The sequence below is a fragment of the Dysosmobacter sp. HCP28S3_G4 genome (genome assembly GCF_052065175.1).
Lineage (GTDB): Bacteria > Bacillota > Clostridia > Oscillospirales > Oscillospiraceae > Oscillibacter.
In genome coordinates, this window is the sequence record NZ_JBQHUP010000002.1 from 12,349 (window position 1) to 28,971 (window position 16,623).

18 protein-coding genes are annotated in these 16,623 nt (G+C 49.6%); 17 read left to right on the plus strand and 1 reads right to left on the minus strand.

Annotated elements, in window-relative coordinates:
* Nucleotides 1-25: 25 nt before the first annotated feature.
* The 9 genes from ACTNBU_RS00925 to ACTNBU_RS00965 all read left to right on the plus strand — a co-directional run bounded on the left by ACTNBU_RS00925 (nt 26) and on the right by ACTNBU_RS00965 (nt 7,075).
* Nucleotides 26-1,030, plus strand: a complete 1,005-nt coding sequence (locus ACTNBU_RS00925; RefSeq protein ID WP_441029822.1) for an O-acetyl-ADP-ribose deacetylase — start codon at nt 26-28, stop codon at nt 1,028-1,030.
* A gap of 65 nt (nt 1,031-1,095) precedes the next feature.
* On the plus strand, nt 1,096-1,461 hold the full coding sequence (locus ACTNBU_RS00930) for a hypothetical protein (RefSeq protein WP_441029824.1): 366 nt from the start codon (nt 1,096-1,098) through the stop codon (nt 1,459-1,461).
* Between the two features lie 53 nt (nt 1,462-1,514).
* Nucleotides 1,515-2,039 carry a WapI family immunity protein gene (locus ACTNBU_RS00935; RefSeq protein WP_441029826.1) on the plus strand — a complete coding sequence of 175 codons (525 nt, stop codon included), beginning with the start codon at nt 1,515-1,517 and terminating at the stop codon, nt 2,037-2,039.
* A 24-nt stretch (nt 2,040-2,063) separates the two neighbouring features.
* On the plus strand, nt 2,064-2,447 hold the full coding sequence (locus tag ACTNBU_RS00940) for an MmcQ/YjbR family DNA-binding protein (RefSeq protein ID WP_441029828.1): 384 nt from the start codon (nt 2,064-2,066) through the stop codon (nt 2,445-2,447).
* A 26-nt stretch (nt 2,448-2,473) separates the two neighbouring features.
* On the plus strand, nt 2,474-3,982 hold the full coding sequence (locus ACTNBU_RS00945) for a Y-family DNA polymerase (RefSeq protein WP_441029830.1): 1,509 nt from the start codon (nt 2,474-2,476) through the stop codon (nt 3,980-3,982).
* The gene (locus tag ACTNBU_RS00950; protein ID WP_441029832.1) at nt 3,979-4,401 is read left to right on the plus strand and encodes a hypothetical protein; all 423 of its coding nucleotides are present in this window, start codon (nt 3,979-3,981) and stop codon (nt 4,399-4,401) included. Before ACTNBU_RS00945 ends, ACTNBU_RS00950 begins: the two co-directional genes overlap by 4 nt.
* Nucleotides 4,402-4,496: 95 nt before the next feature.
* A complete protein-coding gene (locus tag ACTNBU_RS00955) occupies nt 4,497-5,156 on the plus strand; it encodes a vWA domain-containing protein (protein ID WP_441029834.1) in 660 nt (219 codons plus the stop codon).
* A 261-nt stretch (nt 5,157-5,417) separates the two neighbouring features.
* Nucleotides 5,418-5,747 (plus strand): plasmid mobilization protein, encoded by a 330-nt coding sequence (locus ACTNBU_RS00960; RefSeq protein WP_441029836.1) that lies wholly within the window; start codon nt 5,418-5,420, stop codon nt 5,745-5,747.
* On the plus strand, nt 5,708-7,075 hold the full coding sequence (locus ACTNBU_RS00965; protein WP_441029838.1) for a relaxase/mobilization nuclease domain-containing protein: 1,368 nt from the start codon (nt 5,708-5,710) through the stop codon (nt 7,073-7,075). Before ACTNBU_RS00960 ends, ACTNBU_RS00965 begins: the two co-directional genes overlap by 40 nt.
* Before the next feature lie 69 nt (nt 7,076-7,144).
* Here the strand turns inward: ACTNBU_RS00965 and ACTNBU_RS00970 are convergent, their stop codons facing one another.
* A complete protein-coding gene (locus tag ACTNBU_RS00970; RefSeq protein ID WP_441029840.1) occupies nt 7,145-7,468 on the minus strand; it encodes a helix-turn-helix domain-containing protein in 324 nt (107 codons plus the stop codon).
* A 152-nt stretch (nt 7,469-7,620) separates the two neighbouring features.
* On the opposite strand from ACTNBU_RS00970, the gene ACTNBU_RS00975 reads away from it, so the two are divergent.
* The 8 genes from ACTNBU_RS00975 (at nt 7,621) to pglX (ending at nt 16,239) form a co-directional block, all read left to right on the plus strand.
* Nucleotides 7,621-8,082 carry an SLOG family protein gene (locus ACTNBU_RS00975; protein WP_441029842.1) on the plus strand — a complete coding sequence of 154 codons (462 nt, stop codon included), beginning with the start codon at nt 7,621-7,623 and terminating at the stop codon, nt 8,080-8,082.
* Nucleotides 8,063-8,506, plus strand: coding sequence for a hypothetical protein (locus ACTNBU_RS00980; protein WP_441029844.1), 444 nt, complete (start codon nt 8,063-8,065; stop codon nt 8,504-8,506). Before ACTNBU_RS00975 ends, ACTNBU_RS00980 begins: the two co-directional genes overlap by 20 nt.
* A gap of 156 nt (nt 8,507-8,662) precedes the next feature.
* Nucleotides 8,663-8,896 carry a helix-turn-helix domain-containing protein gene (locus ACTNBU_RS00985; protein WP_441029846.1) on the plus strand — a complete coding sequence of 78 codons (234 nt, stop codon included), beginning with the start codon at nt 8,663-8,665 and terminating at the stop codon, nt 8,894-8,896.
* A gap of 5 nt (nt 8,897-8,901) precedes the next feature.
* Entirely contained in the window at nt 8,902-9,504 is a 603-nt protein-coding gene (locus tag ACTNBU_RS00990) for a DUF1819 family protein (protein ID WP_441029959.1), read from the plus strand.
* Nucleotides 9,504-10,079, plus strand: coding sequence for a DUF1788 domain-containing protein (locus ACTNBU_RS00995; RefSeq protein ID WP_441029848.1), 576 nt, complete (start codon nt 9,504-9,506; stop codon nt 10,077-10,079). Before ACTNBU_RS00990 ends, ACTNBU_RS00995 begins: the two co-directional genes overlap by 1 nt.
* A gap of 13 nt (nt 10,080-10,092) precedes the next feature.
* A complete protein-coding gene (gene brxC / locus ACTNBU_RS01000; RefSeq protein ID WP_441029850.1) occupies nt 10,093-13,728 on the plus strand; it encodes a BREX system P-loop protein BrxC in 3,636 nt (1,211 codons plus the stop codon).
* Between the two features lie 11 nt (nt 13,729-13,739).
* Nucleotides 13,740-14,549 carry a TIR domain-containing protein gene (locus tag ACTNBU_RS01005; RefSeq protein ID WP_441029852.1) on the plus strand — a complete coding sequence of 270 codons (810 nt, stop codon included), beginning with the start codon at nt 13,740-13,742 and terminating at the stop codon, nt 14,547-14,549.
* A 16-nt stretch (nt 14,550-14,565) separates the two neighbouring features.
* Nucleotides 14,566-16,239 carry a BREX-1 system adenine-specific DNA-methyltransferase PglX gene (pglX, locus tag ACTNBU_RS01010; RefSeq protein WP_441029854.1) on the plus strand — a complete coding sequence of 558 codons (1,674 nt, stop codon included), beginning with the start codon at nt 14,566-14,568 and terminating at the stop codon, nt 16,237-16,239.
* Nucleotides 16,240-16,623: the final 384 nt, after the last annotated feature.

The following is a 16,623-nucleotide window of genomic DNA, read 5'->3' on the forward strand; positions in this document are numbered from 1 at the left end:
TGAAAAATGAAAGGCTGGTGGTATTGTGCCTCTCCAAATTGTACGAAACGACATCACAAAGATGAAGGTGGATGCTATCGTCAACGCGGCGAACAGTTCCCTTCTGGGAGGCGGCGGTGTTGACGGCTGCATCCACCGAGCTGCAGGACCGGAGCTACTTGCCGAGTGCAAGACGCTGGGCGGCTGCGAAACCGGCAGCGCGAAAATCACAAAGGGATATAGGCTGCCCTGCAAGTATGTGATCCATGCCGTCGGGCCGCGCTGGCGGGACGGCAAGCATGGAGAACGGGAAAACCTTGTCTCCTGCTATCGCACTTCTTTGGCACTGGCGAAGGAACACGGCTGTGAGACGGTTGCCTTTCCGCTGATCTCGTCGGGTATCTACGGCTACCCGAAAGACCAGGCGTTGAAGGTTGCCATAGACACGATCAGCGACTTTCTTCTGGAAAACGACATGACGGTCTATATCGTAATCTTTGACCGCAAGGCATATCAGATTGGCGAGAAGCTGTTTTCTGACATCGCCGCATACATAGACGATAACTATGTAGACGAGCATACCGACAGCCGTTCAGAGCAGTTGCGCCGGATGCAGATGCTTTCGGATGAGCCGGAAGAAGAGATATTCGGTGTTCCGCTTGCTCCAATGGCAGCGAGTGCAAAAACGCTGGATGACGCCCTTGCGCAGATTGACGAAAGCTTTTCGGAAATGCTGCTTCGGAAAATTGACGAGAAAGGCATGACTGATGCGCAGTGCTATAAGAAAGCGAACATCGACCGCAAGCTCTTCTCGAAGATTCGCTCAGACAAGCTATATAAGCCGTCGAAGCCCACCGCGCTCGCCTTTGCGATTGCCTTGGAGCTGCCGCTGGATGAAACCAAAGAAATGCTCATGAAGGCGGGCTTTGCCCTTTCGCACTCCAACAAGTTTGACATCATCATCGAATTTTTCATTGAGCACGGAAATTACAACATCTTCGAGATCAACGAGGCGCTTTTTGCCTTTGACCAGAGCCTGCTCGGAGCGTAAGGAGGGGCAGAGTTGTGGTAAGATTGCATCGTGAGAACATTTGCGTTCCATATAGCTTGCACGATATGAATGTTATCGCGCTGAAAGCTGAGGGGAATAAATTGACGCTGCGAACCCAATCTGGCATGGTGAAGACTACCCCTCCATATTGCCAACTGGACGGATATGTGGAATTTTATGATGTTCAGTGGAAATGGAGTTTTGCCTATCTTCTCGGCGCTACTGGAAACACCGGCACTTTCACCGGCGAAAAGATGTTTTTGAATGACTTCGTCAGCAGATATGAGCAGTTCGGCTTCTCTGTCCTGGAGGAAACCTACGGAGATCACATAACAAAGTACAACGGCTTTCTTTTGTCAAATCGACAGCATTGCGAATGTGTATTGGAAATTTACCATCAGGGCGATATGGTGTTTGTAACCAATGAATGAAATCAGTTCGTTTGGGCTTGAGCCAAACAAGAACGCGAGGAAGAGGTGAAACTATGTGGCTAAAGCTCGATTTGAGCGGCATCAGACTGTCAATGCGGATCAAGAATTACCGAAAAACATCCGAAGAAGACTGGCTTTCGGTATGGTGCAAAACTGATTTTTCATTTGTAGCCGACAAGTGGCTTAATTATTGTGAAAACGATGGTGAAGTTTTCCTTGCCCGTGAGATTGAAGACCTTGCAAAATCGCTGGACGATCTGCTGAATGACCGCCTTGACGCTCCAACTGAGTTCAACTGTATGGAGCCTGACTTTAACTTCGTTCTCACCCCCAAGCAAGATGTACGGCTTAATCCCAAAGTCCTTTATGTGAGGCCAGGTTGCGAAATTGTAGATATTGATATGGAGTGGAAAATCTCATTCTGGCACGATGGGTTGACAGCCAACTACCTGTCCGTCACTCTTGATAGAACGGACATAGAGAGCTTATTGCTGTACCTACGGCTTGTAATGGGTGAATTACAGAAAACTGCCCCTGAGATAAAAGTGCTCATGGACAAAGGTATCATATCATCCTAAGTCAAAATGGAGGAACACAGAGCAATGAATCGAGAGCAGTTTATACAGTATATCTCAGATGAATACGGCGTTGATGAGGAATATCTCTTTGTAAAGCATCCGCTCTTCTGTGTGTTCCGGCATTCAAACAACCGCAAGTGGTTTGCAGTCGTGATGGATGTGCCTAAAGACAAACTGGGGTTAGAGGGCACAGATGCCCTTGATGTGGTGAACCTCAAATGCGACCCCATCCTCATCGGCTCGCTGCGGAAAGAACCCGGAATCTTCCCAGCCTACCACATGAGCAAAGCAAACTGGGTCTCAGTCGCCTTAGACGGCAGTGTGCCGGATGAACGGATCAAGATGCTGCTGGATATGAGCTATGATGCAACTGCGCCCAAGATAAAGAGAAAAGCCAAGCAAAGCTGATACCGCTGAAAGGAGGAAACCGAAGCATGAAACAGCGCACCTATATCGCAATCGACCTGAAAAGCTTTTATGCTTCGGTTGAGTGCCGTGAGCGCGGCTTAGACCCGCTCGACACAAACCTTGTTGTAGCGGACGAAAGCCGGACGGATAAGACCATCTGCCTTGCGGTCACGCCCTCGCTCAAGAGCTATGGCATCTCCGGGCGCGGAAGGCTGTTTGAAGTCAAACAGCGTGTCAAGGAAGCAAACACCGGACGGCAGCACGACGCGCCGGGGCGAAAGCTGGAAGGCTCGTCGTATCTCTTCTCCGAGCTGCAAGAGAACCCTTCCCTTGCCATTGACTTCATCATTGCGCCGCCGCGCATGGCGTACTACATGGAGTACAGCACCCGTATCTATCAGGTTTACATGAAGTATGTTGCGCCGGAGGACATCATCGTCTATTCCATCGACGAAGTGTTCATGGATGTCACGGACTACCTCGCCACCTACGGCCTGTCTCCCCATGACCTTGCCATGAAGATCATACTGGATGTCCTCTCGACCACTGGCATCACGGCGACCGCTGGGATTGGCACAAACCTCTATCTCTGCAAAGTGGCGATGGATATTGTCGCCAAGCACATTCCGGCAGATAAGAACGGAGTCCGTATTGCCGAGCTGGATGAGATGAGCTACCGGAAAACGCTTTGGTCACACCAGCCCCTCACTGACTTCTGGCGTGTGGGCAAAGGGTACGCCAAAAGGCTTGAGGAAAATGGAATGTTCACGATGGGCGATGTCGCCCGCCGCTCCATCACAGATGAAGACTTGCTTTACAAGCTCTTCGGCAAGAACGCGGAGCTGCTGATTGACCATGCTTGGGGCTGGGAGCCTTGCACCGTTGAGGCAGTCAAGGCGTACAAACCGGAAAGCAACAGCTTGGGATCGGGACAGGTACTACACCAGCCTTATGAGGCAGACAAGGCGCGTCTCGTTCTCCGGGAAATGGCGGATAACCTTTCAATGGATTTAGTGAGCAAGGGCTTTGTCACCGACCAGCTTGTTGTCACGATAGGCTATGACATTGAGAACCTGACCGACCCGGAGCGCCGTAAGAAGTATCACGGCGATATAGTAAAAGACCATTACGGGCGGCAGATACCGAAGCATTCTCACGGTACAATCAATCTGGGGCGGTACACATCTTCCACAAAACGGATTATGGATTCAGCCGGTGAACTCTTTGACCGGATCACAGACAAGAATCTGCTTATCCGGCGGCTGAATGTCACGGCAACCCATGTGATTGATGAAGCCTCTGCCCCCTCAGCAAACGGAGATTACGAGCAGCTTGACCTCTTCACTGATTATGCGGCGTTAGATGCCAAGCGGAAGCAGGAAGATGAAGAGCTTGCGAAAGAAAAGCGGGTACAGCAAGCCATGCTCACTATCAAAAAGAAGTTTGGAAAGAACGCCATTCTCAAAGGGATGAACCTTGAGGAAGGCGCAACCGCGAAAGACCGGAACGCGCAGATCGGAGGACACAAGGCATGAGTGATGAATACAAAGACATCATCAATCTTCCGCACCATGTCTCATCGAAGAGGCCGCAGATGCCGATGCTGGACAGGGCTGCACAGTTCTCGCCGTTTGCCGCTCTCACCGGATATGATGACGCAATTCATGAAACCGCACGGCTCACAAATGATAAGGTTGACCTCAGCGAAGAGGAAAAGGAAACACTGGACAGGAAGCAGCAGATCCTCATGGAAAGGCTCGGCGACCATCCCACTCTGACCGTTACCTACTTCATCCCGGACGCAAAAAAGTCCGGCGGAGCGTATGTGACTAAGGGCGGAAACCTTAAAAAAATAAACGAGTTTGAACGCTGGATGATGCTCACAGACGGCACAAAAATTCCTCTGGATGATGTTGCCGACATCGAGAATGAACTGTTCCGTGATATGTTTTGAATGTCGCTTTCCATGCGACCAAACCGAAGACGATTTCTCCTATACTGTGACTGTAAGCAAAAGCAGTCCGGTTTTTCTATATGGGAGGAATCATCATGAAAAAGAACTTAACCGAAATCGTCTTTATCCTTGACCGCAGCGGCTCAATGTGTGGACTGGAAGCCGACACCATCGGCGGCTTTAACTCAATGATCGCCAAGCAAAAGAAGCAGGACGGCGAAGCACTCGTCTCCACTGTTCTCTTCGATAATGAGATCGAGGTAATCCATGACCGGGTAAACATCCGGGATATTCAGCCGATGACGGACAGGGACTATACCGTTCGCGGCTGCACTGCTCTTCTGGATGCCATTGGTGGCGCAATTCATCACATCGGGAAAGTTCATAAGTATGCCAGATCGGAGGATGTCCCGGAGCATACACTGTTTATCATCACCACAGACGGGATGGAGAATGCGAGCCGGTTTTACAGCAGTGACCGTGTGAAGCAAATGATCCAGCGGCAGAAGGCAAAGTTTGGCTGGGAGTTCCTGTTCCTCGGTGCAAACATCGACGCAGTGGAAACAGCACGGCACTTCGGGATCGGAGCAGACCGCGCCGTCAACTACAACTCTGACAGCGAGGGAACGCAGCTCAACTATGAGGTGTTGAGCGAGGCGATCTCCGCCGTCCGTAGCAGCGCCCCGCTCAGTGCGGATTGGAAGAGCCGGATCGACGAGGACTATGAGAAACGCGGAAAAGGAAGAAAGAAATAAGCTGCACAAGCATGAGGAAAGGCGCTTTCGAGTGCCTTTTTTCTTGTCCATACCGCTAATTTGCTCAAAAAATGTCCGTTGTAAAGTGAAGGGGATTTTTACGGGGAGAAGCACCGAGAATACGATTTTGAGAGAATAGCAAGCACAGCCGGTGTATATACACACGGCGATTTTCGAGTAAAGGAACCCTGCCCTTACTCTTCAATATGCTTGTTGGGATGTCTCCCAAACCCTCTAACTTTACGAAAGGACGGATGGCCTATGGCAAACAGAACACGGCCAAATCAGATACTCTTCTTCGTATCTGATGACGAAAAAAGAATCATAAAGGCTAAAATGGCGCAGCTCGGAACTAAAAACATGGGAGCCTATCTCCGCAAGATGGCGATTGACGGCTATATCATCAAGGTGGACTACACTCAGCAGAAGAAGCTCGCTGCCGCTGTCAGCCGTGCTGCGTCAAATATCAATCAGATTTGCCGCCGCATCAACTCAAAGGGAAATCTCTACGAGGATGATGTCACTGAGCTGAAAGAGAGGCAAAAGGAAATATGGCAATTACTAAAATCAAGCCAATCCGGGGAACTGTAAACAAGGCGCTTGCCTACATCCTTGATCCGAAGAAGACGGATGACCAGCTCTATGTTTCCTCTTTCGGATGTGCTGCCAGCGATGCTGCGGCAAAAGAATTTGAGTGGACGCGCAATCTCGCTGTCCAACAGGGAATGCAGATGCCGAAGGTAATTGCCCGGCACCTGATTCAATCTTTTGATGTCGGAGAAGTCACTCCGGAACAGGCACATGAGATCGGCAAGCAATTCGCCGACGAATGGCTGAAAGGCAAGTATGAGTATGTGATTGCTACCCACATCGACAAGGGGCATTGCCATAATCACATCATCTTCAACGCCGTCAACTTTGTGGACTATCATGCCTACCGAAGCAACCGGCGCACCTACCGGGAAATGCGCCAGCTCAGTGACGAAATCTGCAAGGAGCATGGGCTTTCCGTGATTCCGCCCTCGCAGAGTAAGGGCATGGACTACAAGGAATACACGGAGGCCAAACGCGGCACGAGCTGGAAGCAAAAGCTAAAGCAGACCATCGACCGCTGTGTTATCACAGCGAAGGACTGGGATGAATTTTTGAAGCTTATGCAGGAGGCCGGATATGAAATCAAACCCGGCAAATACATCTCCTTTAGAGCTGAGGGTCAGGAGCGTTTTACCCGTGCAAAAACGATTGGCGACAACTACACCGAGGACCGGATCAAAGAGCGTATTCAGGGGCGCGGGAGCCGTAAGCGTCAAATGCAGCCCTCTCGCCGTGGTATCTCCCTCATCAGCGACATTCAGGAGCGCATCCAGCTCATCGGCAGCAAAGGCTACGAGCACAAGGCGAAGCTCACCATTCTCAAAGAAGCTGCGCGGACGCTCAACTATCTCACCGAAAACAACCTCCTGCAATATGCCGATCTTGAGAAGAAGGCCGAGGACATTCACAGCTCCTATGCCCGAACCGGCGATGAGTTGAAAAGCGTTGAAGCCAGACTGCGCGAAGTCCAGCCGCTTATCAAAAACATCTCGAACTACCAGCGTCTCAAGCCGGTTTATGATGCCTATATGAAGGCGGCAGACAAACCGGCGTTTCGAGCCAAACATGAAGCCGAGCTTGTTATCTATGAGGCGGCAAAGAGCACCCTGCTTGCCATGCAGGGAGATGGGAAATTGCCGAGCTTAAAGTCCCTGCAAGCTGAACAACAACAGCTCACGGAAAGCCAGCAGCGGCTCTACGATGAGAGAACCAAACTGAAAAAGGAGATGCGCTTGATCGATACCATGAAGGCAAATGTGGATGATTTCCTCAGTCCATCTGTGACCAAGGAACAAGAAAAATCTCGGAGCGGCGAACTCGAATAAGCAGAAAAAGGCTCACCGAACCACTTCATAGGATTTCGGTGAGCCTTTTGTCTTTTGTATAGGCATGACTTATTTTGCGTGTCTGATCAGCGTGTCAATTACATCATAAATTCGAGAACGATCCTCCGCAGAAAGTTTGTCCAGCTTTTGAGCAAGAAGCGAATCTTTCACAACATATCCGTTATCAAGGACATCCGCAAGGATCATGTCCGCCGAAACGCCGAGAGCATTGATTATTGCAATCAGGGATTCAAGAGAAGGTGTCTTTTCACCCCGCTCTATCGCACCTACATAGTTAATGCTTAAATCAGCTTTTTCCGCAAGGTCCTCTTGACGAAGCTTCTTCATCAGTCGGTATTTGCGGATGTTTTTGCCGATGGATTCAAGCTTCATCACAGCACCTCCTGTCAGCGTGAAATATACACTGATAGTATAGGCGCAGCACTCTTCCTCATACAGATTCTATACGGAAGATACCCTCTCCATTAGCGTTGATTTGCCCGTGGGATTGTGCTATTCTTTTTTATAAAGGAGTGCATTTTGGAATGGGCAAAGAGCAAACTGCAACCTTCATCGGTCATAAAGAATGCTACGGTGTCCAGACCGAAGAAGTCCGAAGGGAAATAGAAAAAATCATTGCATTGGGCGTGACCGATTTCCTAAACGGAGGCATGGGCGGGTTTGACTGGATGTGCGCAAGGATTGTCTACGACCTGAAAAAGAGTTACCCGCAAATTAAGAACTATCTTGTCATCCCCTACCTGACCTTCAATATCGCTGAGCCAAAATATTTTGACGCTACGATCTATCCAGAAGGCTTCGAGAAGTACCATTTCAAAGCTGCCATCCCGGCAAGGAACCGCTACCTCGTAGATAACTCCACATACGCAATCTGCTATGTGACCCATGACTGGGGAGGTGCAGCAAAAACACTCCAACGCGCAACCAAGAAAGGACTTACAATCATCAATTTGGGAGAAAGAAAAGATGGGAGAGATAATTTATAAGAAACAGTTTTGCAAAGAACCAATAGAGGAAATCGAGCCAGAGATGACAAACTTCACCGATAGCAGTCATGCTCCGTCGTTTGAGGAAATCATGAAAGAGATTTACAGCGGTGTCTCTTACCTCGCCTTGCCGCAGCGTGAAAAGCAGGCCAAGGCTTTTATCAAAGCGGCCATAGACCTGTCCAATGCTTATGAGGTGGATATTGAGATCGAAGAACATTTCAGCCACATATCCGTCAACTATTTTTTTAATTGCAGTGCGGCGATGGGCTTTCTGAAAAAGATCATTCAGATGGCGGATGACATCTCTTTCTTTGACCATATCAACGGCTACGATTTGGTCATGTCCCTCGACTTTTATACAAAGGCAGTATTCAAAAGAGGACGGCTTATTCAGCCCCAATGGTCAGACCTGAGTGAGTGAATGGCACTCGGGTTTTGTTTTTGGTCTAAAGCTCCAAGAACTTGAATTTTTTTTGTAAATACGCAAAAGAACCTGTTGCGGCTTTCGAGTGTTTCCGCTATAATTATAATGTGTTTTTATATCCTCGCTGCATCTCGGAAAACAAGGAGCGTTGACATGAAGATAAGTTATAAGAAACTGTGGGTACTGCTTATCCAGAGAGACATATCGAAAGTGACTTTGCGTAAAGAGGTCGGCATCGCTGCCGGTACGATGAGCAAGCTCAATAAGGGTGAGGAAGTCGCTCTTCCTATTTTACTGCGCATCTGCGATTACCTTGATTGCGATATTGGGGACATCTGCGAAGCTGTACGCGAGGAAAAACAGTCCTGCAATCAAGGAGGCGAGTGATCGAGATGGAACGAAAAGAATACAGTGCGGGCGCGGTGAAGCTATCATTTTGGTTCATAGAGTTCCGAAAGGTAGTGGAGCTGCTGAGCGAAGGGAAAGACATCAATCAGATAAAATCCCTTGCCCTGAACGAGAACCTGTTTGCAGCTCCGACTACTCTTCGAGCCAATCAAATTTATCATACCGTCACAGGCCGCATCAAAACTTTGGACAAGAGCTTCATTCCGCTTTTCATGCGCAGTGACCTTGCGACACAGAAGCTCTTTGCACTGGTTGCTGCTATGGCGTATGATACGCTGTTCTTTGATTTTGTCTATGAAGTGATACGCGAAAAGATGATCCTTGGCACAACCGAGCTTTCTGACAGCGATGTGCGCGTATTCTTCAAAGATAAGCAGCAGCAAAATGAAAAAGTGGCCGGGTGGACAGACGCTACACTGGTACGGCTTGGCCGATGCTATAAAACAATGCTGTACGAAGCCGGGGTAATTGATAAAGCAAAAACAGCCAGAAAAATACTGCGACCCATTTTAGACCCGGAACTGGTACGCTGGCTTAACCAGAATGATATGGGTGTTTATGTCAAGGCGCTTGCGGGGGTAAGATAATGGATTTAACAGAGAGACTTGATGCAATGGAGGCGGCGATCCGAAAACCATCTTTTCGTCAAAGCAGCGGAAAAGCCAACGAGGTCAACTACTGGATTTTTGACTATCCGCCTGAAAAGGAGCTGGAAGTCCGCGAGCGTATCGAATATATGAAGCATAAAAACTCAAAAGGGACAGACGGATTCGAGCTGGTTGTGTTTGACCTTTATGACATTATCATTGACTTTCTCGAAGGGAAGGGCTTTATCGAGAAGTGCTGTGAGTTTGAGAAGAAGCGCGGGATTCAGAGGATCGTCAAGGCGGTCAGCAACTCGATGAAAGTCAGTGAGGATGACAGCCTGATCGTGCAGTATATCCTTGACCACACCCCGGAGAATGCCATCGTCTTTTTGACGGGTGTTGGAAAGAGCTATCCGCTTCTTCGTTCCCATAATGTACTGAACAACCTCCACCAGTCCTATCTACACGCACCGGTGGTGATGTTCTTCCCCGGCACTTATAATGAACAGGAATTGATCCTCTTCAACGAAATCAAAGACGATAACTATTACAGAGCCTTCCGGCTTGTAAAGTGATGGAGGTAGCGTAATGAAAATAAAGGATATGTTCGCCAAGAAGATCGACCGCGAAATTCAAGGCGTAATTATCGTCGGGCAGGGCGAAGATGCCAATGTATCGCAGGAGCTTGACGAATATGTTGTAACCCGTGAACTTCAAAAACACTTCGCTGACTTCTACTCGGCTTACAAAAAAGGGATCGTCGGGACAACGCCGAAGATGGGCGTATGGATTTCCGGCTTCTTTGGAAGCGGTAAATCTCACTTCCTGAAAATCCTGTCCTACCTCTTGGAAAACCGTCAGGTCGGCGACAGAAGGGCGATGGATTACTTTGTTGAGGATAAGAAGATCGTAGATCCGATGGTGTTGGCGGACATGAAACTGGCAGCTGATACGCCTACGGATGTGATCCTCTTCAACATCGATTCCAAGAGCGAAACGAACGGCAAACAGAACAAGGATGCCATTGTCAATGTATTCCTCAAAGTCTTCAATCAGATGCAGGGCTTCTGCGGTTCTATTCCTCATGTCGCTGATCTGGAACGGAGGCTTTCCGAAGAAGGACGCTACGACGAGTTCAAGGCTGCTTTTGAGGGAGAGTACGGCGAGCCGTGGGAAGACTCCCGGCAGGACTTTGACTTCATTCAGGACAGCGTTGTAGATGCCCTTGTTTCAATGGATTTCATGAGCGAATCGGCGGCAAGAAACTGGTGCGAAAAGGCGGTGGAGCCTTATACCATCAGCATCGAAGACTTTGCCAAGCGCGTCAAGGCATATATCGACCGCAAAGGGAACAACCACCATGTTGTATTTCTGGTGGACGAAATTGGGCAGTACATCGGCGATGACTCTAAGCTGATGCTCAATCTCCAAACCGTGACCGAGGAACTGGGCAAGGAGTGCATGGGCAAGGCATGGGTCATCGTTACCAGCCAGCAGGACATTGACTCCATCACAAAAGTCAAAGGCAATGATTTCTCTAAAATTCAGGGACGGTTTGATACCCGCCTCTCCCTCTCTTCTGCCAATGTGGATGCCGTTATCAAGAAGAGAATCCTTGAAAAGACCGAACCGGCTGCGCAGTCGCTCCGGCTGCTCTATGAGCAGAAAGCGACGATCATCAAAAACCTAATCGTATTCAACGATACCGCAGAAAAGAAGCTGTACGCGAGTGCGGAAGACTTTGCCGAGGTATACCCCTTTGTGCCGTACCAGTTCAATCTACTGTCCAGTGTATTAACTTCTATCCGCACCCACGGGGCTTCCGGTAAGCACCTTTCCGGTGGCGAGCGCTCCATGCTGGCGCTCTTCAAGGAGTCTGCGGTCAAAGTCATGAACGAAGAGATGGGTGTCATTGTGCCCTTCCACCGCTTCTATGATGCGCTGGAAAACTTTCTGGATCACAGCCACAGCGGGGTCATCATCAGGGCTTATGACAACAGCTACATCAACCCGGAGAAAAAGGACCGGGATGTGTTTGCGATCAATGTCCTCAAGACCCTCTTTATGATCAAGTATGTGCTGGAAATTGAGGCGAACATTGACAACATCACCAGCCTGATGATTGAAAATATCGACGATGACCGGATTGAGCTGAAAGGCTGTGTGGAGGAAGCGCTGAAGGTCCTGATGCGGCAGATGCTGATTCAGAAAAACGGCAGCATCTATGTCTTCCTAACCGATGAGGAACAGGAAGTCAACAACGAGATCGAAAAGGAAAATGTCGAAACGCCGGAAATCATCACCAAGGTCGCGGAGATGATTTTTGAAGACATCTTCCCCGGCAAGCGCTACACCTACCCTGCATTCAATGGGCGCTATGCGTTCGGCTTCAATCAGTTTGTGGATGACCGCCCTTATAAGGCTAATCAGAACTATGACATTGGCCTTCGCGTCCTGACTCCGTGGTATGACGGCAGCACGGACGATGGTACACTTCGGATGATGTCCGGTCAAGGCAGAGAAGTCCTTGTCGTTCTCCCCAATGATGCTGAGTTCCTGACGGAAATCCAAGCCTACCTGAAAATCGAAGGCTTCCTTCGGAAAAACACTTCCACACAGCTTGCCAAGTACGAGACGATCAAAGAGGCAAAGCGTGTGGAAATGCGGGAGCGCAACCAAAACGCCAAGCTCTACCTGACCGAAGCACTGAAAGAAGCAACCATCTATGTAAATGGCGATGTTGTCCGCGTAAACGGGAAAGAAGTCAGCAGCCGGATCAATGAAGCCATTGGCCGGTTGGTGCAGACAGTTTACCACAAGCTTTCCTACATTGACGCACCGATGAGCGAGGCGGAGATCCGCAAGATGCTCCATCAGAGCAACCAGCTTGCCCTTTCTCTGGAAGGCGGCACAGAGAGCAATGCCCATGCGCTGGATGATGTACAGGGCTTTATCGCTATGAATACGCGCAATCACATGAAAACTTCTATGAAGACGGTGAAGGATCGCTTCATGAAGGCTCCTTACGGCTTTGTGGAGGACGATGTGAATTGGCTGGTAGCGAGGCTCTTTAAGCGCGGCGACCTGTCTTTCACCGTCAACGGTGCAGCGGTCAGCCTGAATAATAAGACCGAGGAAGAGATCATCGGGTTTATCACCAAAAAAGCGTTTGCAGAAAAGCTCCTGATGGAAGAGCGCGTCCGTGTCAGCGATAAGGACAAAAAGGCTGTCCGGGATGTGATGAAGGAAACCTTCGGCGCGGCCACTGCGGCGGAAGATGAAGATACCATCATGAAGAACTTCCAGCGTTACGCGCAAAACACGATTTATGAAATCGAGCGGCTGGAAGTCAATTACAAGCAATACCCCTATCCGGGCAAGCGTGTTTTGTCCAACGGGAAGGCGCTGATGCAGTCTGTCGTTCAGATTCAGTCTGCTTTGGACTTCTTTACAACCGTTTCCAAGAAGCGGGATGATTTCTTCGACTTTGCAGAGGACTACGAACCGGTCAAGACCTTCTTTGAGGGCGAACAATCCACAATTTTTGCCCGTGCGCTGGATATGCTTGCGATCTATGATGACAGCAAGACCTATATCGTCAACGATGAGCTGGAAAACATCGTCGCGCAGATGCGCTCTATTACCCGGCAGGAAAAGCCGTATGCCAACATCCCGAAGCTTCCTGAGCTACGGGAGCGGTTCATGTCCTGCTATGTGAAGATTTTGCAGCAGGAGTCCGCCCCTGTCATTGATTCGATCGATCAGGCTTGGAAGCGTGTTTTGGAGGTACTATCCACCAAAGAGTACAACGATCAGAAGAGAACGGCTTACTTTGAGAAGTTCCAAGAAATTCGGGATGGTGCCACCCACTGCAACAATGTCTCTACGCTGAGAAGCTACGCAGATAAGGCCGATGCTCTGAAACTCCGGCTGCTCAATGAAATGGATGACCTCGATAACAAGCTGGCAAAGCAAAAGGCTGAGGAAGAGGCGCGCCGCAAGGCAGAGGAAGCCAAGCAGAGCGGGAAGCCCACATCGGAAGCAACCGTTGCCCCTGCACCGGTGAAAATCCGCAAGACAAAGAATGTCTCCATCAAGATGATGACGGGAACGGCCTCTTGGCGTCTGGAAAGCAAGGAGGACATTGACCGCTACATGGACAACCTTCGGAAATCGCTGGAAGCGCAACTGGATGAAGACACGATTGTCAATGTGGAGTTCTAAGGAGAGTAATGGTGTCAATATCACAAATTGAAAGTAAAATTAAGTCGCTTCAAGCCGAAATCACCCGCCTAAATCGGCAAAACACCGAAGAGGCGAAAAAGGAGGCCAAAGCGCAAGAAAACATCAGAAGAACCCAAAAGTCTATAACGAAAAATACTTCTCTGTCTTCACTCAAGACAAAGCAGCGGACGATTGCTTCTGAAACGGATAAGGCTGATAAGGCAAGGAAAAAGCAAACAGAAATTCTTGAGAAAATCGGAAAGAAGAAAGCAGAGCTTGCTAAACAGCAGAGTCTACTGCAAAAAGAGCAGGACAAAGCCTTTAAGTCTTTGACAGATAAACACGATTCGTTAATCGAAGCGCAAAGAAAATTGGTATCGGAGGCAGATGCGATGCAAACAGCAGTACAGGAAAAGGAATATGACTTTTTCATTTCCCACGCATGGGAGGATAAAGAAGCGGTTGCAAAGCCATTGGCAGATGCCTTGATCGCAAAAGGCGCAAAGGTATGGCTCGATAAATACGAGATGACTGTTGGGGACAGTCTCCGGCAATCTATTGACGATGGGTTGGTTCACTCGCGGTATGGCATTGTAATTCTTTCCGAGACTTACTTCAAGAAATTCTGGACAGGGAAAGAACTTAACGGACTTTTTGCAAAACAAGAGGACGGGCAAAAAGTTATCTTGCCTGTATGGCATAATATATCGAAAGACAAGGTTAAGGAATACAGTCCGATCTTGGCTGATATGTTTGCCCTGAAAACTGCGGACTTCACAATAGACGAACTTGCAGAGGAATTTATCAAGCTCGTCCAATGAAGGAGAATAAAGAATCATGAACAAAACAGCCATAAAAAACTTTGCAATCTGGGCGCGGAACAAGCTCATTGCGGACATCCAATACCGCGCCGGATTGATGGGGATCACAGCGGACGGCATCAAAGACCCGCTGCCGCAGTCTAACGGGACGATGGAGTTCTATGACATCGGGACTTCTGAGCCGTATGCCATCACTGGTGATGCAATCCCCCAGCGCAAGAAGCTGGTGGAGGTGATCCGCAAGAAAGATAAAGACAGCAACTACGCCACAGCTTATAAATACATTCTGGAAGAGGTCGCCTATACATGGTTCAACCGGCTGATTGCGATCCGCTTCATGGAGGTCAATGACTATCTGCCCTCTCATATCCGCGTTCTGTCTTCGGAGAGCGGCAAGATCGAGCCGGATTTGGTCACAACACCCTTCGACGCAGAGCTGACCTTCACCTCCGCCGAGGAAGAGACTGTCCTGCGCCTGAAAACCGAAAACAAACTGGACGAGCTGTTCCGGCTGCTGTTCATCAAGCAGTGCAACGCCCTGAACGAAATTCTTCCCGCCCTGTTTGAGAAGACCAGCGACTACACCGAGCTGCTGTTGAATCTCTCTGTTGTCGATCAGGAGGGCGTTGTATACCACTTGACCCATGACATCCCGGAGCAGGACTTTGACATCACGCATCCTGACGATGACGGGAAGATTCAAGGCCAGGTGGAGATCATCGGCTGGCTATACCAGTATTACAACACCGAGCCGAAGAACGCCGCCTTTGCCAAGAACGGTAAGATTACCAAGGAGGAAATCCCCGCCGTCACCCAGCTTTTTACGCCAGACTGGATCGTCCGCTATATGGTCGAAAACAGCCTTGGCCGCATCTTCATCGACAAACGGAAAGAACAGGGCGTTTTTGCTGACGGTCATGGCCTCGATGAAATGAGCTGGGATGAGGTTGAGGCAAAGCGCATCGCCAACGAAGAGGAAATTGCCGGGCAGATGGGCTGGAAGTATTATCTGCCGGAAGCCGCGCAGGCCAAGGAAGTGCGCCAGCAGCTCAACGAAATCCAGAAGCAGAGCGAATACAAAGATGTCCGGGACATCAAGGTCATTGACCCCTGCATGGGCAGCGGCCATATCTTGGTATACGCCTTCGATGTGCTGATGAGGATGTACGAAAACGACGGGTACAGCCAGCGCGACGCAGCACAGTGCATCTTGGAACACAACCTGTTCGGGCTGGACATTGATGACCGGGCGGCGCAGCTCGCCTATTTTGCTGTGATGATGAAAGCCCGCCAGTACGACCGGCGCATCTTCTCTCGCGGCATCCAGCCCCATGTCTATGCGATTGCCGAGAGCAACGGCATTGACGGTTACACACGGGACTACTTCATGAACAACGACCCGAAGTTAAAAGCGGCGCTGGACAGCATCATCCATGATTTGCACGATGCAAAGGAGTACGGCTCCATCCTGACGGTGGCACCGGTGGACTTTGCCGCTCTGTATGCCCGCGTGGACGAGATACAGAACGACATCAGCCTCCATCGGGAAGCTGCCATGAACACCATCCTGCCGCTAATCCGCGTGGCGGAGGTGCTGGCGCAACAGTACAATGTGGTAGTGACGAATGAGGCTGTTATTTGTGGACTAACACCCGAAAAAGCCTGTAATTTCAAGGAATTTGCGGCATAAGCCCTTGCATTTGGGCAGTGCCGAAACTAAATAGCTGATGTTATACTGGGAGTAAGCGATGGACGCTTAGCCCATTTTTTATTGCCAAAATCAAATACGAACACGCCTTGCGCGTCTGTCTCTCCCTCCGGGGAGAATGCCTTTAACGGCTGGACAGACGCGCTTTTTTTGTACCCATTTTCAGGAGGATGAACGCTATGACAGATTACTGCGAAAACGGCAAGCCGAAGGACTGCCGGTACTGCTATTACTACGGCAGACACGGCTGTATGCTGAAGGTCTGCTATTATGACCGGCCAACGCCGGAAACGAAACCCGTAAGCGAATGCGATGACTGTCCGTATGGTAAGTGCGGGCCTTGCATCGGCTGGTGTACGAAGGAGA